Raw genomic sequence first — 24,358 nt, 5'->3', positions numbered from 1 at the left:
TCTCTTTTGTGCGCGTCATCGGTTGGCGATCCCCCACATGGCGAACAGATATTTGCGGACGGCGAAGATGAAGATCAGCGCCGGGATAACCAAGGCAGCACCGCCGGCGAATTTGAGGTAGAGCGGCGATTCGCCAAGGCTCTGCAGCAGGAAGGCGGTCAGCGTCCGGTTCTCGATGGTGAGCACGGCGGCGGCAAACACCTCGTTCCAGGAGATGGTGAAGGCAAACACCGCCGACGCCGCGATGCCCGGCAGCGCCAGCGGCAGAATGACTTTTCGGAATGCCTGCAATCTCGTGCAGCCGAGTGTCCAGGCAGCTTCCTCCAGCTCGACTGGGATGCCGGAGAACAGCGAGAAGGTAATCAGCACGGCAAACGGCAGCGCCAGCGTGGTGTGGACCAGCGCCAGCCCGATCGCGGTATCGTCGAGGCCGGTGCGGATGAACATCACCGCCAGCGGTAGCGCCAGCAGCGGCAGCGGGAAGGCGCGGGTCATCAGCACGAGGAAACGGAACGTTTCCTTGCCCCGAAATTCGAAGCGCGACAGCGCGTAGCCCGCGGGTGCGCCGAAGCCGATCGAGAGGAGCATCGTCAGCGTGGCGACGAGAACGGAGTTCCACAGCGCCTTGGCGACGCCGGCGAAATTGATGAAGAAAGAAAGGCTGCCGAAATCGAATGACGGGAAGAAGCGCTTGGGAAAGGCGGTCACCTCTTCCGGCGACGACAGCGCGTTGACGATCAACAGATAGATCGGCAGCAGCACCCAGACGCAAAGCAGGATGACGGTGGCGACCAGCAACCAGTTACCGGCTTTGCGGGCCTCAGGCGCGGCGATCGAGAGTTCCGCGACCGTGCTCATATCCGCGCCTCCTTCGGCACACGCAGCACCCGCAGGAAGAACAGCGTGAAACCGATCGAGATGGCGAGGATGAACAGCGCCATGGCGGCGGCGACATTGCGGTCCTGCAGCGTGAACTGCCAATTGTAGGTCTCGCCCATCAGCACCGGCAGATTGGTGCCGCCGAGTGCTGCAACCACGGCAAAGACTTCAAAGGCAAGGATGACGCGCAGGATGATCGCCGTCTGCAGGCTTGGGCGCAGCAGAGGCAGCGTGATCTTGATGAAGCGCTTCCACGGGCTAGCGCCAAAAACCTCCGCCGCCTCGTAGTATTCCCGGGGGATCAGCCCCATGCCGGCGACCAGAATGACCATCATGATGGCGGTCGCGCGCCAGATCTCGGCCAGCGCCACGGCGATGAAGATCGTCAGCTTGCTCTGATAGCCGAGGAACATAACCGGCCTGTGGATGACGCCGAGATTGGAGAGCAAGGTGTTCAGGAAGCCGGACTGGTCGAAGATGGCGAGCCAGATCAGCCCGGCGGCGAGATCGGAGATGCCGAGCGGAATAGCGAAGATGTAAAGCGCAGCGCTGCGCCCGGTTTCAAGCCGCGACACCACCGTTGCCATCAGCAGCGCCATCACCAGTTGGATCGGCACGACGATGGCGCTCAGCAGCAGCGTATTGCGGACAGTGACCGGAAACTTCCAGCTGCCCGCCATGGTGCGGAAATTGTCGAGCGTAAAACCGCCGTCGCGGGTGAACGCCTCGAAGGCGACCAGCGCGAACGGGTAGAGGAAGAAGACGCAGAGGAACAGCGTCGCCGGCATCAGCAGGAGATAGGGAAGGGCCTTGCCGTGCATGGAGCGCTCTCTATTCGACGCTTGTAAACGGGTGGGCGCCCGGCGCGCTGGAAATCCGGACGCCCAGGGAGGATTCCTAATCGACCGGGCAGGCGCCTTGCGATGGTTTGTCGGGCGCCCAGCACGGCGCCTTCGCCTGTTCGATGATCGCTTTCAGCGCCGTCGCCTGTTCGTCGAGCACGCCGTGCACATCCTCGCCGCCGAGCACGATGCGCTCGAAGCTGTCGGTGTAGATCTGATTGAACTTGCCGCTGAGGCCGCCAAGTCCCATCGGCAGCAGCGCCGGCAACGCATCGGGAGCTGCTGTCATGGTGGCGATCACTGGGCTGAAAGCCTTCACCGAGGCCGGCATGTCGTCGGGCAGCTTGACGTTGACGATGGGGAAGAAGTTTGTCGCCTTCAGCGTCGCGATCTGGGTTTCCGGTTTCAGCATATAGGCGACCAGCGCCTTGGCCTTGTCCATGTCAGGGGAGGTCTTCGGGATAGCGACACCGGCCACCACCGGCATGTAGCCGCGGCCTGCCGGGCCAGCCGGCGCCGGAAAGGCGACGAAGTCATTGGGTTTCTGGTTAAAGGCGTCGGCAAGCCGCGCCACGTGGTCGAATGCCACCCAGACTTCGCCGGTCAGCAGCGGCTCCTGCATGAAGGCATAGTTGGTCGAATTCGGGTTGGTGTACTGCCACAACTCCTTGAATTTGTTCCACGCCGTCTCGGCCTCCGCCGAGCGGAACTTGGTCACCATCGAACCGGTATAAGACGGAAGGAGAAAACCCTCGAAGAAACGATGCTTCAGCCCTTTCGGGCCGGCCGGAAAACCGAACTTGGGTGAACCAGTCTTTTCCGCGATGTTTTTCGCCCACTCGATCAGTTGGTCATAAGTGATGGTGTTGAGATCGGTGCCGGCCGGCAGATATTGCAGCGCCTGTTTGTTGGCCGCCATCAGAAAGGTGGCCTGCATCCATGGCAGGTACTTCTGCTCGCCGGTGCCGAGCATGCCGAGCTTCTTGTAGGTCTCGTTGACCTTGACGCCACCGAGATCGACGCCGGACAGATCGACAAGGTTCGCGCCGACGGTGGAGAAGTCTCCGTGCAGGCCGCCGAGCACGCCTATGGTGCCGGAGCCGGCCTGCAGTTCGGCCTGAAGGCGGGTGAGCCAGGGCCCGTCCTCGGCGACCTGATAGTCGACCTGGCCGTCAAACCCCTTCAGCACTTCGCTGCGCATCTTCTGTGTCTCTTCCACTGGTCGCGCCTGTGTCGACCAGAACAACACTTGCTGGGCTTGTGCTGCGCCAGCAGCAAGCGACAACGCCAGCACCGCACCTGCCAATGTCCTCAACGCATTCATCGTCATCTTCCTCCCTGGTTGTGCGCCGCTAAGGCGTCAGTTCCGTCCTGTAGGTGTCGGGCCATGGCTTGCCCGCGAGACAAGTATCGGCCGCACCAGCCGCGTCAGCGGCTTGGTCGGCCTGTCGCCGATGACGGTCAGCAGCATCTCGCCGATCTCGCGCGCGCACTGGCGGATCGAGGCGTCGAAAGTGGTCAGCCCCGGCGGCGCATAGGCGGAGGCGGCTATGTTGTCGAAGCCGATCACCGACAGGTCGTGAGGAATGGCAAGTCCGGCGCGCCCTGCCTCTTCCATGACCGTCAGCGCCAGCTCGTCGAACAGCGCGACAATGGCCGTCGGCCGCTCGGCAGCGTGCAGCAGCCGGTTGATCGCCTGGATGCGGGCACCGCGATCGAAACGCGGCGCCGTCGCCACATCGAGCCTGACCGACGGATCGCCCCGGCGGGCGATCGCGGCGGCGAGCCCATCCTGCCTAAGATGGCGAAACGTCATCGGCTCGGAAATCGTCACCAGGCCGAAATGGCGGTGTCCGAGGTTGTAGAGCATGTCGAAGGCTTCGCCGAAAGCATGCGCGCCATCGGTATCGAGCCAATGGTAGGCAAAGTCGCCGTCGAGCAGCCTGCCATGCGCGACGAACGGGAAATTGCGTTGGCGCAAATAGGCAAGCCGCTCGTCGACCTCGGCGATACGGGTGACGATGACCCCGTCGGCGCGGCCCGATTCGACGACATGGCGAAGCACGGAAAGTTCCGACTGGCCCTGCGCCGCTGCGGCCAGGATCAGGTCGGAGCCGTGCGAAACCAGCCCTTCGCCGAGCCCTGTGACGAATTCGCCGAGGAAGGAATCGACCAGATTGGGGCCGCGGATCGGCAGCACCATGCCGACAAAGCCGCTGCGGCCGGAGACCAGCGTGCGGGCTGCGGTATTCGGCACATAGCCGGCCAGGCGCGCGGCCTCGGTGACACGTTGGCGCGTTTTCAAGGCGATCTGCTCGTGGCCGGCAAGGGCCCGCGAAACGGTGGTGATTGACAGGCCGAGCTGCGCAGCAAGTTCCTTGAGGGTCGTAACGCGGGCCGGCATCGTTCCTCCCGAACGAAGTTTGAAACGTTTGTAATCACTTCAAGCGAAATTGCAAACGTTTTAAATGGTGCGCGGTCGATGTGATTTCTTGCCCGTTGGGTAGCGCGGCCCTATCGACCCCGGCCCGCAAGCTCCTAGTCGGCGATTTAAACGCAGCGGTTGCTTGACTCGGGCGACGCCTTGTGAAAAATTTTGCAGCAACTGATAAAAATATCAAAGGGCGGAAATGGTTGGTTTTGGCAACGGCCTGCTGCGCGACGATGAGACAGGTATGGCAGCCCGTGCCGCCTGGCTTCACTATGCCGGCGGCCTGACCCAGTCGGAGGTCGCCAAGCGGCTCGGCCTGACCAGCCTCAAGGCGCATCGCCTGATCACCAAGGCCAATCAGGAAGGCCTGGTCAAAGTCTATATCGACGGCGAAGTCTCCGAATGCGTGGAGCTTGAGGACGAGTTGTCCGGCTGCTACGGCCTCGACTATTGCGAGGTAGTTCCGGACTTCGATGCCGAAGACCTGCCGCTCAAGGCGCTCGGCATCGCAGGCGCGCAGTTTCTCAAGCGCGAGATCGAACGCGGCGAAGAGGCGCTGATCGGCGTCGGCCACGGCCGCACGCTTGCCGCCTGCGTGGAGTATCTGCCGCGCATATCGGCCGGCCGGATCCGTTTCGTCTCGCTGCTTGGCGGCCTGACGCGCAAGTTCTCGGCCAATCCGCATGACGTCATCCACCGCGTCGCGGAACGGACCGGTGCGGAGGCCTATGTGATGCCCGTACCGATGTTCGCCAACACGGTCGAGGATCGAACCGTGTTGCTCGGGCAGAAGGGCGTCAGCGATGTCTTCGACCTCGCCAAGTCCGCCGACTTGCTTATCGCCGGCATCGGCACCGCCGAACGTGAGGCCTCGCTTGTCGCCACCGGTATGATCGAGAAGGGCGAGATGGAGGAGATCCGCCGCAATGGCGGCGTCGGCGAACTGCTCGGGCATTTCTTCGACAACGCCGGAAAGGCCGTTGCGACGACGCTTTCCGACCGGGCGCTGGCGCTGGCGCGCGAAGACATCAGCAACCGCAGGATTGTCGCCGTTGCCGGCGGCAAGGTGAAGGTTCGCGCCATCAAGTCAGTGCTGGAGGGCCGCTATCTCAAAGGCTTGATAACCGACGAGCGGACGGCGCGATCGCTCGTGGAACAGACGCCGGTCGGGTAGCCGGCAACCATTTCGTTGAAACTACCCTGTGGAGGAGAAGAGAAATGCGTGAGAAAGAGAAAGACCTCATCGACGCGTTCCTGCGTGGACAAGTCGACCGCCGTGGGCTGATCAAGGGCCTCGGTACAATGGGCCTTGCCGCCAGCACCGCCGGCACACTGCTCAATTTCGGGCAGACCCGCGCCCTGGCGGCTGATTTCGACTGGCAGGCGCATAAGGGCAAGACCATCAAGCTGTTGCTCAACAAGCATCCTTACGCCGATGCGATGATCGCCAACCTCGACAATTTCAAGCAGTTGACCGGCATGAATGTCGTCTATGACGTGTTCCCCGAAGACGTCTATTTCGACAAGGTTACCGCCGCGCTGTCGGCCAGCTCGCCCGAATACGATGCTTTCATGACGGGCGCCTACATGACCTGGACCTACGGCCCGGCCGGCTGGATCACCGACCTCAACGAATGGATCAAGGATCCGGCCAAGACCAACCCGAAATATGCCTGGGACGACTTCCTGCCCGGCGTCAGGAAGTCCTGCGCCTGGAACGGCCAGCCTGGCGGAGTGCTCGGTTCCGACGACGCCAAGCAGTGGTGCATTCCGTGGGGTTTCGAACAGAACAACATCACCTACAACAAGGGCATGTTCGACAAGGTCGGCGTCAGCGTTCCCGGCAATATGGATGAGATGGTCGCTACGGCGGCGAAGCTCACCAAGGACGTCGGCGGTGGCGTCTACGGCATCGGCGTGCGCGGCTCGCGCTCCTGGGCGACGATCCACCCGGGCTTCCTGTCGGCCTACGCCAATTTCGACCAGAAGGACCTGAACGTCTCGGCTGACGGCAAGCTGTCGGCCGCGATGAGCACCGCCGAATCCAAGGCTTTCCACAAACAGTGGGTCCAGATGATTCAGGAGAGCGGCCCGAAGGACTGGTCGACCTACACCTGGTACCAGGTCGGCACCGATCTCGGTGCAGGCGCCTCGGCGATGATCTACGATGCCGACATTCTCGGCTACTTCATGAATGGCGGCGATAACAAGATGGCCGGCAAGCTCGCCTTCGCGGCGTTCAAGGCCAATCCCGCCGCCAAGGCACCGACGCCCAATATCTGGATCTGGTCGCTGTCGATGTCCAACTTCTCCAAAGACAAGGACGCCACCTGGTACTTCATGCAATGGGCATCCGGACCCGAGCATGCACTGTTCGGTGCGACCAAGATGGACTTCGTCAATCCGGTCCGCCAGTCGGTCTGGAACGACCAGATGTTCCGGGACAAGTTGAACAAGAGCTATCCCGGTTATGTCGAGATGTTCGACGTCTCGGCGCCGGGCGCCAGCATCAAGTTCACTCCGCAGCCGCTGTTCTTCGATCTCACCACCGAATGGGCGGCGACGCTGCAGAAGATGGTGGCCAAGGAAGTGCCGGTCGACGAGGGCCTCGACAAGCTGGCCGAGAGCATCAACGGCCAGCTCAAGGAAGCCGGGCTCGGCTAAGGGGCGGCAAAGGCTGGCCCGTCGCGGGCCAGCCTTTGAGATGTGATACGTTTGCGACGCGGTCCCGAAAGGTGCCGCCTGCTCGCCCGCCCGGCCGCCTTGCTCCCTTGGGCGGCCGGGACGGCGAAGCAACAGGATGACGGAGCAGCAGATGACTGCGGCGACAATACAAAGAAACACGCCGTCGGGCTTCAGGATCAGCAAGCGTGTGCTGCCTTACCTCCTCAGCCTGCCGGCCCTGCTGGTCTGCATCGGAATCCTGATCCCGTTCCTGACCTCGGTGGTCTATTCGTTCCAGCGCTACCGGTTGAGCCAACCCTGGGCGCGGCAGTTCAACTGGGGCGACAACTATATCTCCTTCTTCACCGACCCGAAGTTCTGGAACACGCTGGAGATTTCGCTGCTCTACGCCGGCATCACCGTCGTGCTCGAGCTGCTTCTCGGTCTCGGCATCGCCATGCTGCTGCAGAAGCGCTCGACGCTAAACAACTTCATCTCGATAATGCTGTTGATGCCGCTGATGACGGCGCCGGCGCTCGCCGCGCTGATGTGGAAGCTGATGACCAATCCCGGCTTCGGTGTGCTCAGCTATCTCGCTAGCCTGATCGGGCTGCAGGATTTCCGCTGGGCCTCGTCTCCGTCGACGGCATTGCTCACCGTCGTCCTTGTCGACATCTGGGTCTACACGCCTTTCATCATGATCCTGCTGCTTGCCGGACTGCGCAGCCTGCCGACGCAGCCCTTCGAGGCGGCAGCACTCGACGGCGTGCCGCGCAGCTTCGTCTTCTTCCGCATCACCCTGCCGATGCTGACCCCCTACATCCTGACAGCGACGCTGTTCCGCCTGCTCGATTCAATCCAGCAGTTCGACATCATCTACGCCATGACCCAAGGCGGGCCGGGCGATACGCTGACCGTCTTCCAGGTGGAGGCCTATCTCAACTTCTTCCAGTCGACCAATGTCGGCCGCTCGGCAGCACTGATGATCATCCTGTGGGCGATTACCTATTTCCTCTCGAACATTTTCATCAAGAACTGGCTGCGGCTGCGCGAACGCGCCCGCGGCCATGCATAGGAGGCTGGCATGGAACACACCTCCCTTCTCGAACGCATCCTGCGTGGCATAGCCCTGGCACTGGTCGTGATCTTCTTCATGTTCCCGATCGTCTGGATCCTGATGATGTCGTTCCAGACCAACGAGACAATCCTGCGGATCCCGCCGCAGCTTGTCTTCGAGCCGACGCTCGCCAACTACACCGCCTTGATCACAGGCAAGCTGATGACGGCAGCCGGCACGCTCGACATCGCCTTCATGCGCAATCTCTGGAATTCCGTCTTCCTGTCGGTCACCTCGGTTGCCGTCGCGCTGCTGCTCGGCGTTCCCGCAGCCTATGCCTTTGCCCGGCACAAATTCCGCGGCTCGGAGGACATCGCCTTCACGCTGCTGTCGTTCCGGTTCGCGCCGGCGCTGCTGGTGCTTTTGCCGCTCACCCTTTATTTCCAGAAGCTCGGGCTGGCCAACACCTATATCGGGCTGATCTGGGTCTACCAGCTGATCTGCCTGCCGCTGATCCTGTGGATCGTGCGCGGCTATTTCGAGGATATTCCGGCCGACATCGAATACGCCTACCGCATCGCCGGCCATTCCTGGTTTGCCACCTTCCGCAAGATCGCGCTGCCGCTCGCCGGGCCGGGCATTGCCGCTGCCGGCCTGCTCGCCTTCATCTTCGCCTGGAACAATTTCGTCTTTGCGCTGGTGCTCGCTTCGGCCGACAAGCAGCCGGTGACGGTCGGCGCGCTGGCGTTCATCACCTCCTCCGGCATCCAGTACGGCCAGATCTCAGCCGCGATCGTGCTGTCGATCACGCCGACGCTGGCGCTCGCGCTTTATGCGCAGCGCTATCTCGTCGAAGGCCTGTCGCTTGGCGCGGTGAAAGGATAGTCCGATGGCAAGCCTCGAACTGCGAAACATCGTCAAGCGCTACAAAAGCCAGACCGTTCTCGACAATCTGTCGCTGACCGTCGCCGACGGCGAAACGCTGGTCCTGTTCGGGCCGTCCGGCGCCGGCAAGACGGTGCTATTGCGGCTGGTCGCCGGCGTCATCGACCCCGACGAGGGAAAGATCCTCATCGGCGGCGAGGACATGACCGACGTCGACGCCGAGTTCCGCGGCGTCGGCATGGCGTTCCAGAACTTCGCGCTGTTCCCGCATATGACGGCGTTCGACAACATCGCCACGCCGCTGCAGGCGAAGCATTCGTCGCAGGGCGCGATCAAGGCCGGCGTCGAGAGCGTCGGCAAGCTGTTGAAGATCGGCCATGTGCTCAGCCACAAGCCGCGGGCGCTGTCCAACGGCCAGAAGCAGCGCACCGCGCTTGCCCGCGCCCTGGTCGGCTCGCCGCCGCTTCTGCTGCTCGACGATCCCTTGCGCAACGTCGATGCCAAATTGCGCTTCGAAATGCGGCTCGAACTGCCAAGGCTGCTCGCCGATCGTGGCGCAACCGTTGTCTACGTCACCCAGGACTACAAGGAAGCGATGGCGCTTGGCGATCGCATCGCAGTGATGTCGCAAGGCGTCGTGAAACAGCTCGGCACGCCCGAACAGATCTATCGCGAGCCGGCCAACGTCGAGATCGCCCGACTGTTCGGCGACCCGACCATCAACCTGCTCGACGTCAAGCCGTCCCGGGATGCCAAGGGCGTCTATGTCGGCCTGTCCAATGTCCAGGTCCATCTGGCCGGCGCGCATGAGGCGGCGGTCGGCCGTGACTGCGTGATAGGCTTGCGGCCGGAGGCGCTGGCCTTTGTTGACGAAGGCACGTCCGGCGCCATCCCGGTGACGGTCGAGGCCGAGACGCCGCTCAACGAGAAGATCGTCACCCTGGTGCGCACCGTGCGCGGCCGTGAAATCCTGGTTTCGCGTCCGTCCGGGATACCGGGTCAATCCGAGGGTAGGGCGCATATCGCTGTCGACAGCAAAAGCGCCCTGCTGTTCGATCGTGCAAGCGGCGAGCGCATCGGCTCGAAAAATGTCGTCAATTTGCGCAGTGGAGAAGCGGCATGAGCCCGAGCGCAATCACCATTTCGGGCGTCGACAAGTTCTACGGTCCGATCGACCGCGGCGTGCACGCCGTCAAGAACCTGACGATGGAAATCGCCAAGGGCGAGATCGTGGCACTGCTCGGCTCATCCGGCTGCGGCAAGACCTCGACATTGCGCATGATCGCAGGCTTCGAAGAGGTCTCGCGCGGCACAATCTCGGTTGCCGGCCGCAAGGTGCACACGTTGCCGCCGGTCAGGCGCAACGTCGCAATGGCCTTCGAGGGCTATTCGCTCTACCCGCCGCTGACCGTGCGCGAGAACATGGCCTTCGCCCTCAAGGCCGCCAGGCTGGCGAAGAGTGCGGTCGATGCAAAGGTTGCCAACATCGCCAAGCTGCTCGAGATCGAGGACATTCTCGAGCGCTATCCGAGCTCGATCTCCGGCGGCCAGCAGCAGCGCGCCAGCCTCGGCCGGGCGCTGATCCGCGAGGCCGACCTGCATCTGCTGGACGAGCCGATGGGCCAGCTCGAGCCGCAGCTTCGCGCCGTGCTGCGCGGCCGCATCAAGCATTTCATCAAGGAGCGTGGCCTGACCGCGATTCTGGTCACCCACGACCAGACCGAGGCCAATGCGCTGGCCGATCGCATCGCTGTCATGGAGGGCGGCGTGCTGCAGCAGTTCGATACGCCTGACAGGCTCAAGGAGCGGCCGGCAAACCTGTTCACCGGCACCTTCGTTGGCGAGCCGCCGATGAATGTCTTCGAGGCCTATGTCGGCACGGCTGCCGGCAAGATCAGTCTCAAGCTGCCCGACGGGCTTTCGCTCGACTACGACAAGGATGCGTTCAGCGGCCCGGTTCGCGACGAATTGCTCAACCGGCAGCGCGTCGTCATCGGCGTCAGGCCCTATGCGGTCCGCCGCTCGAAGGATGGTGTGCCGGCGACGGTTTCGGCCAATCAATGGCTCGGCGACCAGACCCATATCGCCGCCGATTTCGCCGGCGGTTCGCTGGTCCTGGTCGAACATGACCGAACCCGCTTGGAGCTTGGCGCGCCGATCAAGATCAGCATCGATCCGAAAAACCTTCACGTCTTCGATCAGGCGAGCGGCAATGCCATTTCGCACGGCACGGAGCTTGCTTGATGCAGGATGTGCTGATCGGCATCGACGCCGGCACGTCTGTCATAAAATCCGTCGCCTTTGACACGGCGGGCAGGCAGATCGCGTCCGCCGCGCTGCCCAATAAATACGAGACACTGCCGGGCGGCGGCGCCGAGCAGGACCTGACACGCACCTGGGCCGATACCGCGACGACCTTGCGCGAGCTTGCCGACAAGGTGCCGGATCTCGCCAGCCGGACCATTGCCATCGCCGTGACCGGGCAGGGCGACGGTACCTGGCTGATCGACAAGGATGGCGAGCCGGTTGCCAAGGGCTGGCTGTGGCTCGACGCGCGCGCTGCCGCGGTCGTCGAGGAGATCCGCGCGCGGCCGGAGGACCGGCTGCGCTTCGAAAAGACCGGCAGCGGACTCGCTGCCTGCCAGCAGGGATCGCAGTTCGTGTTCATGAAGCGCCACATGCCCGCGATGCTTGCCAATGCAGCGACGGCGTTCCACTGCAAGGACTGGCTCTATTTCAAGTTGACCGGCCATCGCGCCACCGACCCGTCCGAGGGCACCTTCACCTTCGGCGACTTCCGCACGCGCGGCTATTGCGATGATGTGCTCGAGGTACTCGGCGTCACCGATCTCCGGCATCTGTTGCCGCCCATCGTCGATGGCACCAGGCAAAGCACCTCGCTGTCGGTGGCAGCAGCCGATGCGACTGGCCTGCTCGCCGGCACACCGGTCGTTCTGGCCTATGTCGATGTCGCCTGCACGGCGCTCGGCGCCGGCCTGTTCGATCGCGAACGCAAGCCGGGATGCTCGATCATCGGCTCCACCGGAATGCATATGCGGCTTGCCGAAACGCCGGACGAGGTTCTGCTCAACGAGGCTGCAACCGGCTACACGATGACGATGCCGGCACCCGGCGTCTTTGCGCAGATGCAGTCGAACATGGCGGCAACGCTCAATATCGACTGGGTCCTTGGCCTCGCCTCCGGCATTCTCGCCTCGCAAGGTATTACGCGGACCAATGGCGAGATGATCGCGCTGGTCGACCAGTGGATATCGTCGTCCGAGCCAGGCTCGCTGCTCTACCAGCCCTATGTCTCGGAGGCCGGCGAGCGCGGCCCGTTCGTCGATGCCAATGCCAGGGCCGGCTTCATCGGCATTTCGTCCAGGCACGGCTATGCCGACATGGTCCGCGCGGTGTTCGAGGGGCTGGCTTTCGCGGCACGCGATTGCTACGCCGCCATGGGGCCACTGCCCAAGGAAATCCGCCTGACCGGCGGAGCGGCCAGGAGCCCGGCTCTGCGCAAGATCCTGGGTGCTGCGGTCGGCGCCGACATTCGCACCAGCGAGCGCGAGGAGGCCGGTGCTGCGGGCGCCGCAATGATTGCTGCGGTCTGCGTCGGCCAGTACGCATCGATGGACGATTGCGTCAGTGAATGGGTCACTCCTTTGCTCCGTGCGGCCGAGCCCAGCGACCGGAAACTTGCCGGTGCCTATGAGGCGATGGCTCCGTCCTACACATTGGCGCATGAGGCGCTGCGGCCGGTCTGGCGTTCGATGGCCGCGTCCAGGCAAACCGACTTGAATTGAGAAGAGCATGCCCAAGAAAATTGCGATCATCGGCGACCGCTTCATGCTTCCGGAAGTGTTTCGCGAGAAAATCGAGGCGGCCTGCGGCGACAACCTCGACATCCGCAGCATTGAGACCGCTTGGCCCGACGAGCCGATGCAATTCGGCAATGCCGCGCTTGGTCTGGGCAAGGTCAAGGAGTATTTCGGCGATCCCGACGAGGTGGTGGACTTCATCGGCGACGCCGAAATCTTCGTCACCCAGCTTGCGCCGCTCTCTGAAAGCATGATGCAGCGCCTGCCCACGCTCGAGCTGGTTGCGGTATCGCGCGGCGGGCCGATCAACATCGACATGGCGGCCGCCAAGGCCCATGGCATTACCGTTGTCAATGTGCCCGGCCGCAACGCCAGCGCCGTGGCCGAGTTCACCATCGGCGCCATTCTCGCTGAAACGCGGCTGATCCGCGTCGGCCACGAAGCCTTGCGCAAGGCCGAGTGGCGCGGCGATCTCTACCGCGCCGACCGCACCGGCCGCGAGCTCAACGAAATGACCGTGGGCGTCATCGGCTATGGCAATATCGGCACCAGGCTGGTTCGGCTGCTGCGTGCTTTCGGCTGTCGCATCCTGGTCTGCGATCCCTATGTGCAGTTGAGCGTCGAGGACCGCAATGCCGGCGTCGAGCTGGTAGCGCTGGACGATCTGCTGTCGCGCTCCGATGTGGTCACGCTGCATTCCCGGGTCACCGAAGAGACGCGCGGTCTCATCGGCAAGGACGCCATTGCCCGGATGAAGCCAGGCGTAATCTTCGTCAATACAGCGCGCGGACCGCTGGTCGACTACGATGCACTCTACGAGGCGCTCGTCTCGGGACAGATCGGCAGTGCCATGTTGGAGACGTTCGCCGTCGAGCCGGTGCCTGCCGACTGGCCCTTGCTGCAGCTGCCGAACGTGACACTGACGCCGCATATCGCCGGCGCGTCGGTGCGCACGGTGACTTATGCGGCCGAGCAGGCGGCCGAGGAAGTGCGCCGCTTCATCGCCGGTCTGCCTCCGGTCAATCCATGCTGACGACAGGGCATAGAGCGAGATGAACGGTGAAACCGAAATCGTCGACCTCTTCGTCATCGGCGGTGGCGTCAATGGCGCCGGAATCGCGCGCGATGCGGCGGGCCGGGGCCTGTCGGTCATTCTTTGCGAAAAAGACGATCTCGCCGAGGGCACCAGTTCGCGATCGGGAAAGCTCGTTCATGGCGGTTTGCGCTATCTCGAATATTACGAGTTCCGCCTGGTGCGGGAGGCGCTGATCGAGCGCGAGGTGCTGCTCGAATCCGCGCCGCACATCATCTGGCCTATGCGCTTCGTGCTGCCGCACAGCCCCGATGACAGGCCGGCTTGGCTGGTCCGGCTCGGCCTGTTCCTCTACGATCATCTTGGCGGCCGCAAGCGGCTGCCGGCCACCCGCACGCTCGACCTGCGCACCGCACCCGAAGGCGCGCCGATCAAGGACGCCTTCAAGCGCGGCTTCGAATATTCCGACTGCTGGGTCGACGACGCCCGCCTGGTCGTCATCAACGCGCTCGACGCCGCGGAGCGTGGGGCCAGGATATTCACCCGAACCGCCTGCATTGCCGCCCGTCGCGAAAGCGGCCTGTGGTCGGTGGAGATGCGCGACGGTCGAACCGGCGTCAGGACCACAGTCCGGGCACGGGCGCTGATCAACGCCGGCGGTCCCTGGGTCAACGACATCGTCAACCGCGTGGCCGGCCAGAACTCCAAGCGGAACGTGCGCCTGGTCAAGGGCAGCCACATTGTCGTGCCAAAATTCTGGGAAGGGCGACAGGCCTATCTCGTCCAAAACAGCGACAAGCGCGTGATCTTCATCAATCCCTACCAGAACGATCTGGCGCTGATCGGCACCACCGACATCCCCTATGACGGGCGGCCGGAAGACGTGACCGCGGATGCCGGCGAGATCGATTATCTGATCAAGGTGGTCAACCGCTACTTCAAGCGCCAGCTTGCGCGCGGCGACGTCGTTCATTCGTTTTCCGGCGTCAGGCCGCTCTATGACGACAATGCCGACAATCCGAGTGCGGTGACCCGCGATTATATTTTCGAACTCGACGCTTCGGCAGGGCAGGCGCCGCTGCTTTCCGTCTTCGGCGGCAAGATCACCACCTTCCGCAAATTGGCCGAGCACGCGCTGGACCGCATCGCCCCGTTCTTTCCGAAGATGGGCAAGCCGTGGACCTCGAAAGGGCATCTGCCGGGCGGCGATATCGCCAATGCCGATTTCGAGCAGTTCCTCGGTGACCTCGGCCACGAATATCCTTGGATGCCCGCCTCCCTGGTCAAGCATTATGGCCGGCTCTATGGCACAAGGACGCGTGATCTGGTCGGCGCGGCCGGTTCGCTCGCCGAACTGGGCCGGCGCTTCGGCAAGGATTTTTTCGAGCGCGAAGCTAACTACCTGCTCGAGCACGAATGGGCCGAGACCGCGGCCGATATTCTCGAACGACGCACCAAGCACGGCCTGCATCTGTCCAGCGCGGAAAGAGAAGCGTTCGAGGACTGGTGTTCGAATCGGCTGGCGAAGGCCGGCTGATGGCCTTTACGCTGTCCCTCAACACCAATCCGCTGGTCAACCGTTTTGCCGAACCGGACGACCTGATCGATACGATCGCCTACGACATCGGCATCCGCGACGTGCAGCTCACGCATGAGTTCATCAATCCCGGCTGGCCGGCGGCAACGATCGCTAAATTCACCCGCCTGTTCCGCTCCGCTCTCAACCGCACCGGGGTGCGCGTGACCTCGGCGATGACCGGCCCTTACGGCCGGCTCAATCATTTCGGCCATCCCGATGCCGACGTGCGACGCTACTACGTCGACTGGTTCAAGACCTTTGCCGAAATTTCGGCCGAGCTCGGCGCCGGCGGCATGGGTACGCAGTTCGCGATCTTCACCCATCGGGATTACGACGATCCTGAACGTCGCGCGCGGCTTTTCGACATCGCGCTGGCGTGCTGGCGTGAGGTTGCCGAGCATGCCCAGGCCGCCGGCTTGATCTACCTGTTCTGGGAGCCGATGTCGGTCGGCCGCGAGTTCGGCCATACGATCGAGAGCTGCCGGACGCTGCAGCGCGAGATCGATGCCGCCGGCATGGCGATCCCGCTCAAGATGATGGTCGACATCGACCATGGCGACGTGACGTCGAGCAATCCGGACGACATCGACCCTTATGCCTGGGCCGAAGCCTTTCCAAAGCAATCGCCGATCATCCACGTCAAGCAGTCGTCGATGAACAAGGGTGGCCATTGGCCGTTCATTGCCGCCCACAACAAGGACGGCCGCATCACACCGGAAAAGCTGCTGGAGACGATTCGCCGTGGCGGCGGCGTCGACAACGAGATCTGCCTCGAATTGTCGTTCCGCGAGCGCGAGCCCGTCGACCACCAGGTCATCGCCATGATCCGCGAGTCGGTCGGCTATTGGGCGCCCTTCATCGAGGCCGGCAGGGCCGATCTTTTGCCGCGAGCATGATGGATGAGCAGGAGCCGATGCGGCCCCTGCTCATCCAGAACACATCAGCCGAATTTAGGGTCGAGGCTGCCGGATTTATAGCGCCTGGCCATTTCCGATAGCGGCAGCGGCTTGATCTTCGGTGCGTTGCCGGCGGTGCCGAATTGCTCGAAACGCTCCTTGCAGAGCTTTCGCATGGCGGCCATCGCCGGCGTCAGATATTTGCGCGGGTCGAATTCGCTCGGGTTCTCGGTCAGCACCTTGCGAATGGCGCCGGTCAGCGCCATGCGGTTGTCGGTATCGATGTTGATCTTGCGCACGCCGTGCTTGATGCCGCGCTGGATCTCCTCGACCGGCACCCCCCATGTCGGCTTCATCTGGCCGCCATATTTGTTGATGATCTCCTGCAGCTCTTCCGGCACCGAGGACGAGCCGTGCATGACGAGATGCATGTTCGGCAGGCGGCGGTGAATTTCCTCGATGACGTTCATGGCGAGCACAGCGCCGTCCGGCTTGCGGCTGAACTTGTAGGCGCCGTGGCTGGTGCCCATGGCGACGGCCAGCGCATCGACACGGGTGTCGCGCACGAATTGTTCGGCCTGCACGGGATCGGTCAGCAGTTGGTCGTGGCTGATGACGCCCTCGACGCCATGGCCGTCCTCCTGCTCGCCGCCACCCATCTCCAGCGATCCGAGAACGCCGATCTCGCCTTCCACCGAGACGCCGCCCCAATGCGCCATGTCGACGACGCGGCGGGTGATGCCGGAATTATAGGCGTAGTCGGCCGGCGTCTTGCCGTCTTCCTTCAGCGATCCGTCCATCATCACCGAAGTGAAGCCGTGCTGGATCGCAGTGACGCAAGTGGCTTCGTTGTTGCCATGGTCGAGATGCATGCAGACCGGGATATCGGGATGGATTTCGACCAGCGCGTCGATCAGCTTGGCCAACACCACATCGTTGGCGTAGGCTCGCGCGCCGCGGCTCGCCTGCAGGATAACCGGCGATTTGGTCTCCTCGGCTGCCTCCATGATGGCGAGACCCTGTTCCATATTGTTCATGTTGAAGGCAGGCACGCCATAGCCGTATTCGGCGGCATGGTCGAGCAATTGTCTCAGTGTGATGCGAGCCACTCAGTAGTCTCCCGTATCCGGTTTCGGGCCAGTGTTTGCGGGCTGTTCGGTTGTCGTCGAGCCCCTGATGCTTCTGGCCGGATTTCCGCGGCACCGCAACCGCTGGGCGCTCGGCCGGCAGCAATTCTTGTTACAGCACGCGACCAGAAGCGTCATGATATCCCATAGAGATATAACATTATCACAAAAAATTTGGTGGCTTGTGCGACGTTTGCTGTTATATCTCGGACGCGGGGTGTACGAGGAAACCGCGGAAATGAAGAGCGACGGCCGTCGGCAAGGCATCATGGATTTTCTGATGGACATCGGCACCGCCAGTGTCGACGATCTTGCCTCACGTTTCGGCGTGTCGAAGATGACCGTCCACCGCGACCTCGACGAGCTCGAGGAAAGCGGTTTTCTGCGCAAGGTGCGCGGCGGCGCCTCGATCCAGCCGAGCAGCCTTTTCGAGAGCGATTTCCGTTACCGCCAGAGATTGGCTGGCGACGAGAAAAAGCGCATCGCCGTCGCCGCCGTGAGGATGATCGAGCCGGGCCAGACGGTGATTATCGACGACGGCTCGACTGCGGGCGGCGTTGCTCGGCACCTTGCCGATCTGCGTCCGCTGACGGTGATCTCGAACAACCTGGCTGTCATCCAGGATTTGGCGGGCGTTGCCGGCATCAACCTGATTGCGCTTGGCGGCCAATACAGCAAGAAGTTCCACGGCTTCTTCGGCCTGCTCGCCGAAGACACGCTGAAATCTTTGCGCGCAGATGTCGCCTTCCTGTCTTCATCGGCCATCCATGGTGCCTCAGCCTTTCACCAAGATCAGGAAGTGGTCCAGACCAAACGGCTGATGATGGCTGCAGCAGCGCGCAAATATCTGCTGGCCGATCACGGCAAGTTTGGCCGCACCGCCTTGCACTTCCTGACCGATCTTAAGGCCTTCGACATGGTCTTCACCGGCCGCGAGCCGCAGCCGCAGATGCGCGCCGCGCTGGATGGCGCTGGCGTTTCGCTGACCGTGATCGCAGAGTAGGAGGGCGCGTATGGTTTATTGGGTTGGCACCAGCTGGAAAATGAACAAGACGCTCGCCGAGGCGATGGCCTTCGCCGAGGCGCTGGCGAAGTTCGTCCCCGGTTTCGACGAGCGCATTCAGCCTTTCGTCATCCCGCCCTTCACGGCGGTCCGCGAGGTCAAGAAAGCGCTGTCGCCGACACGCATCAAGGTTGGCGCGCAGAACATGCATTGGGCCGACGCCGGTGCCTGGACCGGCGAGATCTCGCCGGTAATGCTGAAAGACTGCGAACTTGATATGGTAGAGTTGGGCCACAGCGAACGGCGCGAGCATTTCGGCGAGACCGACAAGGCTGTCGGGCTGAAGACTGCAGCGGCGGTGAAGCACGGTCTCGTGCCACTCATCTGCGTCGGCGAGACCTTGGCTCAACGCAACAGCGGGCAGGCCGCTGCGGTACTGGCCCTGCAGGTGCACGGCGCACTGCAGTTTCTCGAAGGGGCGGCGAAGGCGGCGACGATCCTGTTCGCCTATGAGCCGGTCTGGGCGATCGGCGACAAGGGCGTGCCGGCAAGTTCTGCTTATGCCGACAAGCAGCAGGCGCTGATCAAGAAAATCGCCCGCGACCTGCTGCCCGTGGTGCCGCCGGTGCTTTATGGCGGCAGCGTCAATCCGCAAAATGCCGCCGAATTGGTCGGCCAGCCCAATATAGACGGCTTGTTCATCGGCCGTTCCGCCTGGCAGGCGGAAGGCTATATCGACATCCTCAAACGCGCCTCGGCGGCGATCTGAAGCATCGACCAGGAAGGAAACCGAACATGAAAATAGCCATTGGAGCCGACAGCGCCGGCAAGCCGCTGCTCGACGTCATTGCCGCTCACCTTGCCACCAAGCCCGGCCTCACGGTCAACGATCTCAGCCAGGCGGGCTACTATGCCGACCTGTCGCAGAAGCTCGCCCAGACCATCCTGGACGGCGAGAACGATCGCGGCATCCTGTTTTGCGGCACCGGCATCGGCGTATCCATTTCCGCCAACAAGGTCCCCGGCATTCGCGCCGCACTCACCCACGACACCTATTCGGCCGAGCGCGCGGCGAAATCCAACAACGCCCAGATCATCACCATGGGCGCGCGCGTCATCGGCCCGGAACTGGCCAAGTCGATCGTCGACGCCTGGCTCGCATCGGAATTCGATGAGAAGGGACCATCGGCCGGCAATGTCCAGGCCATCGACAGGCTCGACGCGGCGAAGCGGGGCTAAGCCAGACTGTTCCGCATCGCCCTGACGATCGTCACGGCCGACGCGGCGCCAGGATCGACGTGGCCGAGCGAGCGCTCGCCGAGACGCGAAGAGCGGCCCTTGGTGGCGATCATGTCCTTGGTCGCCTCGGCGCCGCTTTCGGCCGCGGCAAGTGCCGCATCCAGGCTCTCGGACAGGCTCTTGCCGGCTTCCTGTGCGACACCCGCTGCCCGCGCTGCCGGCAGCCATGCGTCGACCATGGTCTTTTCGCCGAGCTCGGCCTTGCCGCGATCCTGGATGCCTTGTGCCATCGCCCGGAACATGGCGATGACGTCAGCGTCCTCCAGAATTGCCTTGCCTTTGACGGCGGCGGCACCGCGCATGAAGGCGGTCGCATAGAGCGGGCCCGACGAGGCGCCGACTGCGTTGAGAAACGACTTTGCCGCGGTGTTGAGCAATGCCGTCGGCTCGGTCGACGCATCGATCTGGTCCAGCGCGTCGCGCACAGCGCCGAAGCCTAGTGCCATGGCGATGCCATGGTCGGCGTCGCCTATGACGCCGTCGAGCCGGCAGAGCCTGTCCTTGTCGGCGTCGATCGCTGCGGCGATCGCATCGAACATTTTTTTCAATTTGGCCGTATCGGTGGATGTCATGATGCTCTCTCAGCCGGCGCGGAACATGGCGCAGTCGCAGGGATGGTCGAGCATCTCCTGCAATTCGCCATCGAGATGCATCAGCGTCACCGAGGCGCCGGCCATTTCGAGCGACGTGCAATAATTGCCGACCCAGGTCGCGTGGACGGAAACGCCGATGTCGTCGAGCCTCTGCTTGACGCGCCGATTCATGATGTAAAGCTCCATCAACGGCGTTGAGCCGAGTGAATTGACGAGCACGGCGACCTTATCGCCGCGCGCCGGTGCCATCTCGTCGAGCATCTTGTCCAGCATCTCGTCGGTGATCTCGTCGGCGGTTTTCAACTTTCCACGCGCGATGCCTGGTTCGCCATGAATGCCCATGCCGATCTCCATCTCGTCCGGGCCGATCTCGAAATTGGGCCGGCGGGTCTGCGGCAGCGAGCAGGGCGACAGCGCCACGCCCATGGTGAAGGTGTGATCGTTGGCCTTCCTGGCGATACGCTCGCATTCATCGAATGACAGCATCTGGTCGCATGCGGCACCGGCGGCCTTGAAAATGAAGAAATTGCCGGCGACGCCGCGCCGCTTCTGCCTCTGGTCGCGTGGCGCCGAGGCGACGTCGTCGGTGGTCAGCACGGTGCGCACTTCGATGTCGTCCATCGCCGCCATCTCTGCGGCCATGTCGAAGTTCATCACGTCGCCAGCATAGTTGCCGTACATGAACAGCACGCCGGCGCCGCCGCTGGCCGCCTTGGCGCATTCGAGGATCGGGTCCGGCGGCGGCGAGGCGAAGACATTGCCGATTGCGGCGGCGTCGGCCAGCCCCTTGCCGACGAAGCCGAGGAAGGTCGGCTCGTGGCCCGAGCCGCCACCGATGACGAGACCGACCTTGTCGGGGCGTGGGCCGTCGCGGGCGATGATGGAGCGCGGACTTCCCTCCGCACTTCTGAGATGGCGCGGATGCGCAGCCAGGATGCCCTCCAGCATCTCGTCGACGGAGCGGTTACCGTCATTGATGATCTTCTTGGTCTGCACCAGCATCCTCCCTGGTTTTCGTGAGATACTACAGCGCCTTACCGGGATTTCCACCCGCGACGGAGATTTCATGCCGCGATGCGTTCGCGTGCCGCCAGCAGTTGCACGCAGGCACTGGCCGCCTCTTTGCCCTTGACCTTGAAATGCTCGAAGAAGAAGCGGTGATGGTCCGCGCTGTCATGGTAGTTGTGCGGCGTCAGCACCGCCGAAAGCACGGGCACGCCAGTCGACAATTGCACGTTCATCATGCCGTCGATGACAGCGCCCGCCACGAATTCATGGCGGTAGATGCCGCCATTGATGACAAACGCCGCGCCGAGGATCGCCGCATAGCGACCGGTCTGGGCCAAGGTCTTTGCATGCAGGGGAATCTCATAGGCACCCGGCACGTCGAAGACATCGACGGCAAAGCGTTTCTCCCCGAGAACCGCCAGTTCCGCCTCGAACGCTTCAACGCATTGGTCGACGATGTCGGCGTGCCAGCGCGCCCGAATGACGGCAACGCGGATCGTTTCATAGTTTTTCCGGGAATGCTGATTCATGGGTCCATCCTTCCGTTTCGAACCAGAATCAGGACGCACGATACGGAATCCGAACCGCGAAAGCGGACCGTCTTCCATTCGTTCTCTTCCATCCGGACTTTGACCGTCGGCTCCGGAATCACACCGGATCTGCTGACCCTTCCGATCATCTGGAAGGCGCTCGCGGGCTTGGGCCGAAACCCTTCACCGCCGGTGGGAACTTTCACCCCGCCCTGAGAACATTGACGGCAGATGTATGGGAGGGCAGGATGACGCTGTCAATCGCGGCGCCGACGGCGGATCATCCGCGCTCGGGAAACATCGTCTTCAGGCCTTCGCGCGAGGCCGTAGCGACACCGCGTTCGGTGATCAAACCGGTGACCAGCCGCGCCGGCGTCACGTCGAAGGCCGGATTGGCCGCCGGCGTGGCTTCCGGCGACACGCGGACCTGGGCGATCTCGCCGGACGCGGTCTTGCCCCAGACCAGCGAGACCTCGTCGGGCGAGCGCTGTTCGATCGGGATTTCGGCCAGCCCGTCGCCCACGGTCCAGTCGATCGTCGGCGACGGCAGCGCGACATAGAACGGCACGTCGTTGTCGGCGGCGGCCAGTGCCTTGAGATAGGTACCGATCTTGTTGCACACATCGCCGTCGGCGGTGGTCCTGTCGGTGCCGACGACGACCATGTCGATCTGGCCACGCTGCATCAGATGGCCGCCGGCGTTGTCGACAATGAGCGTATGCGGCACGCCGTGGCCGGCCATCTCCCAGGCGGTCAATTGGGCACCCTGGTTGCGGGGTCGCGTTTCATCGACATAGACATGGACTGGAATGCCGGCTTCCGTCGCCAGATAGATCGGCGCGGTGGCGGTGCCGTAGTCGACGGTGGCCAGCCAGCCGGCATTGCAGTGGGTTAGGATGTTGACTGGTTCGCCCGGCTGCTTGCGCGCCGCGATCGCCTTGATGATTTCGAGCCCATGGGCGCCGATGGCGCGGTTGAGGCCGACATCCTCGTCGGCGATCTCGCCGGCACGCCGATACGCAGCCGCGGCACGTTCTGCCAGGGGAAGCGTCAGCAGGAAGCGCTGCATTTCGTTCAGCGCCCAGCGCAAATTGATCGCCGTCGGGCGCGTTTCGTGCAAGGTTGCCCAGACGGCGTCGAGTGCTGCATCCGACGGGTCGTCGGCCATCTGCATGGCGACGCCATAGGCCGCGGTGACGCCGATCAGCGGCGCCCCGCGCACCCACATGTCGCGGATTGCCGTGGCGATGCCGGCGACGGTATCGATCTTTTCGATGCGGAACTCATGCGGCAGCCAGCGCTGGTCGATGATCTCCACCGAACGCCCGTCGTCACTCGGCCAGATGGTGCGGTAGTGGCGGTCGCCGACGTTCAAATCCTGCTCTCCCGTTCGATCAGCGCGGCCAACCGGTTGACCTCGTCGATGCTGTGGATCTGGCGCCGGTTGACGGCGAGGTGACGGCCGAATTTCAGCGCCTTTGCCTCACATCTGGCGCGCAGATCAGGATCGGCAATGGTCTCGAAATCGGCATTATGGGCAAGGCCGAGAATGCGCCGGTGAACCTCGACGCCGGCAAAGCCGAGCAGATCGGTCCAGATCGACTGCAGCATGTGGTCTAGCGCCTGCTCGGCGCCAAGCCTGTCGCCCTGATCCTCGAACAGACTCTTGTGGTAGAGCATGCCGGTACGCTCGGTTCGCCACAGATGCGAGAACTCGACGCGGAATACCGACCATGTCTCGACCGTAACGCCGAGCAGATAGTCGCGCATGGCATCGCGGCTTCCGCCCTGTTCATGGCCGCGCTGCGAGAAGAACGCCATCCAGAAATTGGCGAGCAGCATGCCGACGTCGAAGGCGATCGGGCCGTAGAAGGCGAATTCGGGATCGATCATCCGCGTTTCGGTGTCGGTGACCATGATCGAGCCGGAATGCAGGTCGCCATGCAGCAGCGTCTCGGCATTGGCAGCGAAGATGTGCTTCATGTGCTGCGCCTCGACCTTGAGGTCGCGGTCGGCGCGCAGCTCGGCGACAATGCCGTCGAGCTGCGGGCTGGTGTGCCGGTTCATCTTGGCATCGAAATACGGATCCGAGAAAACCAGGTTCTCGGTGATGTCGCAGAGTTCGACATTGTCGGCGAACAGCGCCAGATCGGCCTTGCGATCCTTGGTCGCCATATGCAGGTCGGAGCCGCGAAACAACGTGCGGGCCATGAACAAGCCGATGTCTTTCGCGATGTTCGGCAATTGCCGGCCTTCGATCAGTGCCCGCCGCAGGATGATGTGCGGCGACAGGTACTCCATGATGATCAGCGCCTGGCCTTCATCGAAGTGGTAGATCTCAGGCACCGAACCCGGCGCCCGTGCCTGTTGCCGCGTCAGCGCATGGTATTCGAAAAAGGAGCGTTTTAACGGCAGCGGCCAGCTGTCGCCGACCAGCCGGACGTAGGGCAGGGCCTGCTTGACGACGGCCGCACCCTCAGCACCTTCGACGATGAACACAAGGTTCAGATTGCCGTCGCCGACTTCACGAACCTTCCACTGGCTCGTATCCTTGCCGATCTGCGAACACAGGGCCTCGTTGGCACCGAGACGGCCCGCCAGTGTCTCGACCGACAGTGCTTCGAACGGCGATTTCCCAGTCATCCTCACCTCCCGCTTATGTGCTCCGATGATAGCGGAGCCATGGCGGCCGGGCCAAGCTAGGAAGCCTT

The 24,358-nt window shown here is 63.1% G+C and carries 23 protein-coding genes and 1 riboswitch; of the genes, 13 read left to right on the top strand and 10 right to left on the bottom strand.

Translation table 11 applies throughout. The annotated features are described in order from the left end of the window. Positions 1-15: 15 nt before the first annotated feature. The 4 genes from NKJ84_RS03530 to NKJ84_RS03515 all read right to left on the bottom strand — a co-directional run bounded on the left by NKJ84_RS03530 (position 16) and on the right by NKJ84_RS03515 (position 4,125). Positions 16-858, bottom strand: a complete 843-nt coding sequence (locus NKJ84_RS03530; protein ID WP_352476534.1) for a carbohydrate ABC transporter permease — start codon at positions 856-858, stop codon at positions 16-18. Next, positions 855-1,700 carry a carbohydrate ABC transporter permease gene (locus tag NKJ84_RS03525; protein ID WP_352505343.1) on the bottom strand — a complete coding sequence of 282 codons (846 nt, stop codon included), beginning with the start codon at positions 1,698-1,700 and terminating at the stop codon, positions 855-857. The genes NKJ84_RS03530 and NKJ84_RS03525 overlap by 4 nt, the downstream gene beginning before the upstream one ends. A 76-nt stretch (positions 1,701-1,776) precedes the next feature. Next, positions 1,777-3,051 carry an ABC transporter substrate-binding protein gene (locus tag NKJ84_RS03520; RefSeq protein WP_352505341.1) on the bottom strand — a complete coding sequence of 425 codons (1,275 nt, stop codon included), beginning with the start codon at positions 3,049-3,051 and terminating at the stop codon, positions 1,777-1,779. A 30-nt stretch (positions 3,052-3,081) separates the two neighbouring features. Next, positions 3,082-4,125 carry a substrate-binding domain-containing protein gene (locus tag NKJ84_RS03515; protein WP_352505340.1) on the bottom strand — a complete coding sequence of 348 codons (1,044 nt, stop codon included), beginning with the start codon at positions 4,123-4,125 and terminating at the stop codon, positions 3,082-3,084. Between the two features lie 226 nt (positions 4,126-4,351). On the opposite strand from NKJ84_RS03515, the gene NKJ84_RS03510 reads away from it, so the two are divergent. The 10 genes from NKJ84_RS03510 to NKJ84_RS03465 all read left to right on the top strand — a co-directional run bounded on the left by NKJ84_RS03510 (position 4,352) and on the right by NKJ84_RS03465 (position 16,087). After that, positions 4,352-5,326 (top strand): sugar-binding transcriptional regulator, encoded by a 975-nt coding sequence (locus tag NKJ84_RS03510; protein WP_352505339.1) that lies wholly within the window; start codon positions 4,352-4,354, stop codon positions 5,324-5,326. 44 nt (positions 5,327-5,370) lie between these two features. Beyond that, the gene (locus NKJ84_RS03505) at positions 5,371-6,816 is read left to right on the top strand and encodes an ABC transporter substrate-binding protein (RefSeq protein ID WP_352505338.1); all 1,446 of its coding nucleotides are present in this window, start codon (positions 5,371-5,373) and stop codon (positions 6,814-6,816) included. 151 nt (positions 6,817-6,967) lie between these two features. Continuing rightward, entirely contained in the window at positions 6,968-7,891 is a 924-nt protein-coding gene (locus tag NKJ84_RS03500; protein ID WP_352505337.1) for a carbohydrate ABC transporter permease, read from the top strand. Positions 7,892-7,900: 9 nt separating this feature from the next. Next, positions 7,901-8,758, top strand: coding sequence for a carbohydrate ABC transporter permease (locus NKJ84_RS03495; RefSeq protein ID WP_023676025.1), 858 nt, complete (start codon positions 7,901-7,903; stop codon positions 8,756-8,758). A 4-nt stretch (positions 8,759-8,762) separates the two neighbouring features. Beyond that, positions 8,763-9,881: an ABC transporter ATP-binding protein gene (locus tag NKJ84_RS03490; RefSeq protein WP_352476539.1), complete on the top strand. Its 1,119-nt coding sequence runs from the start codon at positions 8,763-8,765 to the stop codon at positions 9,879-9,881. Then, positions 9,878-11,002, top strand: coding sequence for an ABC transporter ATP-binding protein (locus NKJ84_RS03485; RefSeq protein ID WP_352505336.1), 1,125 nt, complete (start codon positions 9,878-9,880; stop codon positions 11,000-11,002). The genes NKJ84_RS03490 and NKJ84_RS03485 overlap by 4 nt, the downstream gene beginning before the upstream one ends. Then, on the top strand, positions 11,002-12,564 hold the full coding sequence (locus tag NKJ84_RS03480) for an FGGY-family carbohydrate kinase (RefSeq protein WP_352505335.1): 1,563 nt from the start codon (positions 11,002-11,004) through the stop codon (positions 12,562-12,564). The genes NKJ84_RS03485 and NKJ84_RS03480 overlap by 1 nt, the downstream gene beginning before the upstream one ends. A 7-nt stretch (positions 12,565-12,571) precedes the next feature. Continuing rightward, complete coding sequence (locus NKJ84_RS03475) at positions 12,572-13,612, top strand: 2-hydroxyacid dehydrogenase (protein WP_352505334.1); 1,041 nt, start codon at positions 12,572-12,574, stop codon at positions 13,610-13,612. A 19-nt stretch (positions 13,613-13,631) separates the two neighbouring features. Further along, positions 13,632-15,149, top strand: a complete 1,518-nt coding sequence (locus NKJ84_RS03470) for a glycerol-3-phosphate dehydrogenase (RefSeq protein ID WP_352505333.1) — start codon at positions 13,632-13,634, stop codon at positions 15,147-15,149. After that, on the top strand, positions 15,149-16,087 hold the full coding sequence (locus tag NKJ84_RS03465) for a sugar phosphate isomerase/epimerase family protein (protein ID WP_352505459.1): 939 nt from the start codon (positions 15,149-15,151) through the stop codon (positions 16,085-16,087). The genes NKJ84_RS03470 and NKJ84_RS03465 overlap by 1 nt, the downstream gene beginning before the upstream one ends. 44 nt (positions 16,088-16,131) lie before the next feature. Here the strand turns inward: NKJ84_RS03465 and fba are convergent, their stop codons facing one another. Next, positions 16,132-17,196 carry a class II fructose-bisphosphate aldolase gene (gene fba / locus NKJ84_RS03460; protein ID WP_254818718.1) on the bottom strand — a complete coding sequence of 355 codons (1,065 nt, stop codon included), beginning with the start codon at positions 17,194-17,196 and terminating at the stop codon, positions 16,132-16,134. Positions 17,197-17,452: 256 nt separating this feature from the next. Between fba and NKJ84_RS03455 the strand changes: the two genes are divergently transcribed. Genes NKJ84_RS03455 through derI form a run of 3 tightly spaced genes read left to right on the top strand, consistent with a single transcriptional unit; the run spans position 17,453 to position 19,456 of the window. Continuing rightward, the gene (locus NKJ84_RS03455) at positions 17,453-18,217 is read left to right on the top strand and encodes a DeoR/GlpR family DNA-binding transcription regulator (protein WP_352505332.1); all 765 of its coding nucleotides are present in this window, start codon (positions 17,453-17,455) and stop codon (positions 18,215-18,217) included. Positions 18,218-18,227: 10 nt separating this feature from the next. Next, on the top strand, positions 18,228-18,986 hold the full coding sequence (locus NKJ84_RS03450; protein WP_352505331.1) for a triose-phosphate isomerase: 759 nt from the start codon (positions 18,228-18,230) through the stop codon (positions 18,984-18,986). A 26-nt stretch (positions 18,987-19,012) separates the two neighbouring features. After that, a complete protein-coding gene (gene derI, locus NKJ84_RS03445) occupies positions 19,013-19,456 on the top strand; it encodes a D-erythrulose-4-phosphate isomerase (protein ID WP_352505330.1) in 444 nt (147 codons plus the stop codon). On the opposite strand, the gene dhaL is transcribed toward derI, so the two are convergent. From dhaL to mtnK, 5 genes are all read right to left on the bottom strand, one after another. Continuing rightward, positions 19,453-20,088 carry a dihydroxyacetone kinase subunit DhaL gene (dhaL, locus tag NKJ84_RS03440; RefSeq protein WP_352505329.1) on the bottom strand — a complete coding sequence of 212 codons (636 nt, stop codon included), beginning with the start codon at positions 20,086-20,088 and terminating at the stop codon, positions 19,453-19,455. The genes derI and dhaL overlap by 4 nt on opposite strands. Positions 20,089-20,097: 9 nt before the next feature. Further along, entirely contained in the window at positions 20,098-21,105 is a 1,008-nt protein-coding gene (locus NKJ84_RS03435; RefSeq protein WP_352505328.1) for a dihydroxyacetone kinase subunit DhaK, read from the bottom strand. Positions 21,106-21,173: 68 nt separating this feature from the next. Continuing rightward, positions 21,174-21,647, bottom strand: a complete 474-nt coding sequence (locus NKJ84_RS03430) for a 6,7-dimethyl-8-ribityllumazine synthase (protein ID WP_352505327.1) — start codon at positions 21,645-21,647, stop codon at positions 21,174-21,176. Between the two features lie 76 nt (positions 21,648-21,723). Beyond that, a riboswitch (FMN riboswitch) is annotated at positions 21,724-21,871 on the bottom strand. 56 nt (positions 21,872-21,927) lie between these two features. Beyond that, positions 21,928-23,022 carry an S-methyl-5-thioribose-1-phosphate isomerase gene (mtnA, locus tag NKJ84_RS03425; protein ID WP_352505326.1) on the bottom strand — a complete coding sequence of 365 codons (1,095 nt, stop codon included), beginning with the start codon at positions 23,020-23,022 and terminating at the stop codon, positions 21,928-21,930. Further along, a complete protein-coding gene (gene mtnK / locus NKJ84_RS03420) occupies positions 23,019-24,290 on the bottom strand; it encodes an S-methyl-5-thioribose kinase (RefSeq protein ID WP_352505325.1) in 1,272 nt (423 codons plus the stop codon). Before mtnK ends, mtnA begins: the two co-directional genes overlap by 4 nt. Between the last annotated feature and the right edge of the window lie 68 nt (positions 24,291-24,358).

It is taken from the genome of Mesorhizobium sp. M0048 (assembly GCF_040323405.1).
Classification (GTDB): domain Bacteria; phylum Pseudomonadota; class Alphaproteobacteria; order Rhizobiales; family Rhizobiaceae; genus Mesorhizobium.
The sequence above is the reverse complement of the archived record's forward strand: the minus strand, read 5'-3'. Positions and strand labels throughout refer to the sequence as shown.

What these genes read in the sequence shown, in the direction of transcription:
- NKJ84_RS03530 (WP_352476534.1), bottom strand. Translation starts at nt 858, where the DNA reads ATGAGCACGGTCGCGGAACTCTCGATCGCCGCGCCTGAGGCCCGCAAA.
- NKJ84_RS03525 (WP_352505343.1), bottom strand. Translation starts at nt 1,700, where the DNA reads ATGCACGGCAAGGCCCTTCCCTATCTCCTGCTGATGCCGGCGACGCTG.
- NKJ84_RS03520 (WP_352505341.1), bottom strand. Translation starts at nt 3,051, where the DNA reads ATGACGATGAATGCGTTGAGGACATTGGCAGGTGCGGTGCTGGCGTTG.
- NKJ84_RS03515 (WP_352505340.1), bottom strand. Translation starts at nt 4,125, where the DNA reads ATGCCGGCCCGCGTTACGACCCTCAAGGAACTTGCTGCGCAGCTCGGC.
- NKJ84_RS03510 (WP_352505339.1), top strand. Translation starts at nt 4,352, where the DNA reads ATGGTTGGTTTTGGCAACGGCCTGCTGCGCGACGATGAGACAGGTATG.
- NKJ84_RS03505 (WP_352505338.1), top strand. Translation starts at nt 5,371, where the DNA reads ATGCGTGAGAAAGAGAAAGACCTCATCGACGCGTTCCTGCGTGGACAA.
- NKJ84_RS03500 (WP_352505337.1), top strand. Translation starts at nt 6,968, where the DNA reads ATGACTGCGGCGACAATACAAAGAAACACGCCGTCGGGCTTCAGGATC.
- NKJ84_RS03495 (WP_023676025.1), top strand. Translation starts at nt 7,901, where the DNA reads ATGGAACACACCTCCCTTCTCGAACGCATCCTGCGTGGCATAGCCCTG.
- NKJ84_RS03490 (WP_352476539.1), top strand. Translation starts at nt 8,763, where the DNA reads ATGGCAAGCCTCGAACTGCGAAACATCGTCAAGCGCTACAAAAGCCAG.
- NKJ84_RS03485 (WP_352505336.1), top strand. Translation starts at nt 9,878, where the DNA reads ATGAGCCCGAGCGCAATCACCATTTCGGGCGTCGACAAGTTCTACGGT.
- NKJ84_RS03480 (WP_352505335.1), top strand. Translation starts at nt 11,002, where the DNA reads ATGCAGGATGTGCTGATCGGCATCGACGCCGGCACGTCTGTCATAAAA.
- NKJ84_RS03475 (WP_352505334.1), top strand. Translation starts at nt 12,572, where the DNA reads ATGCCCAAGAAAATTGCGATCATCGGCGACCGCTTCATGCTTCCGGAA.
- NKJ84_RS03470 (WP_352505333.1), top strand. Translation starts at nt 13,632, where the DNA reads ATGAACGGTGAAACCGAAATCGTCGACCTCTTCGTCATCGGCGGTGGC.
- NKJ84_RS03465 (WP_352505459.1), top strand. Translation starts at nt 15,149, where the DNA reads ATGGCCTTTACGCTGTCCCTCAACACCAATCCGCTGGTCAACCGTTTT.
- NKJ84_RS03455 (WP_352505332.1), top strand. Translation starts at nt 17,453, where the DNA reads ATGAAGAGCGACGGCCGTCGGCAAGGCATCATGGATTTTCTGATGGAC.
- NKJ84_RS03450 (WP_352505331.1), top strand. Translation starts at nt 18,228, where the DNA reads ATGGTTTATTGGGTTGGCACCAGCTGGAAAATGAACAAGACGCTCGCC.
- derI (WP_352505330.1), top strand. Translation starts at nt 19,013, where the DNA reads ATGAAAATAGCCATTGGAGCCGACAGCGCCGGCAAGCCGCTGCTCGAC.
- dhaL (WP_352505329.1), bottom strand. Translation starts at nt 20,088, where the DNA reads ATGACATCCACCGATACGGCCAAATTGAAAAAAATGTTCGATGCGATC.
- NKJ84_RS03430 (WP_352505327.1), bottom strand. Translation starts at nt 21,647, where the DNA reads ATGAATCAGCATTCCCGGAAAAACTATGAAACGATCCGCGTTGCCGTC.
- mtnK (WP_352505325.1), bottom strand. Translation starts at nt 24,290, where the DNA reads ATGACTGGGAAATCGCCGTTCGAAGCACTGTCGGTCGAGACACTGGCG.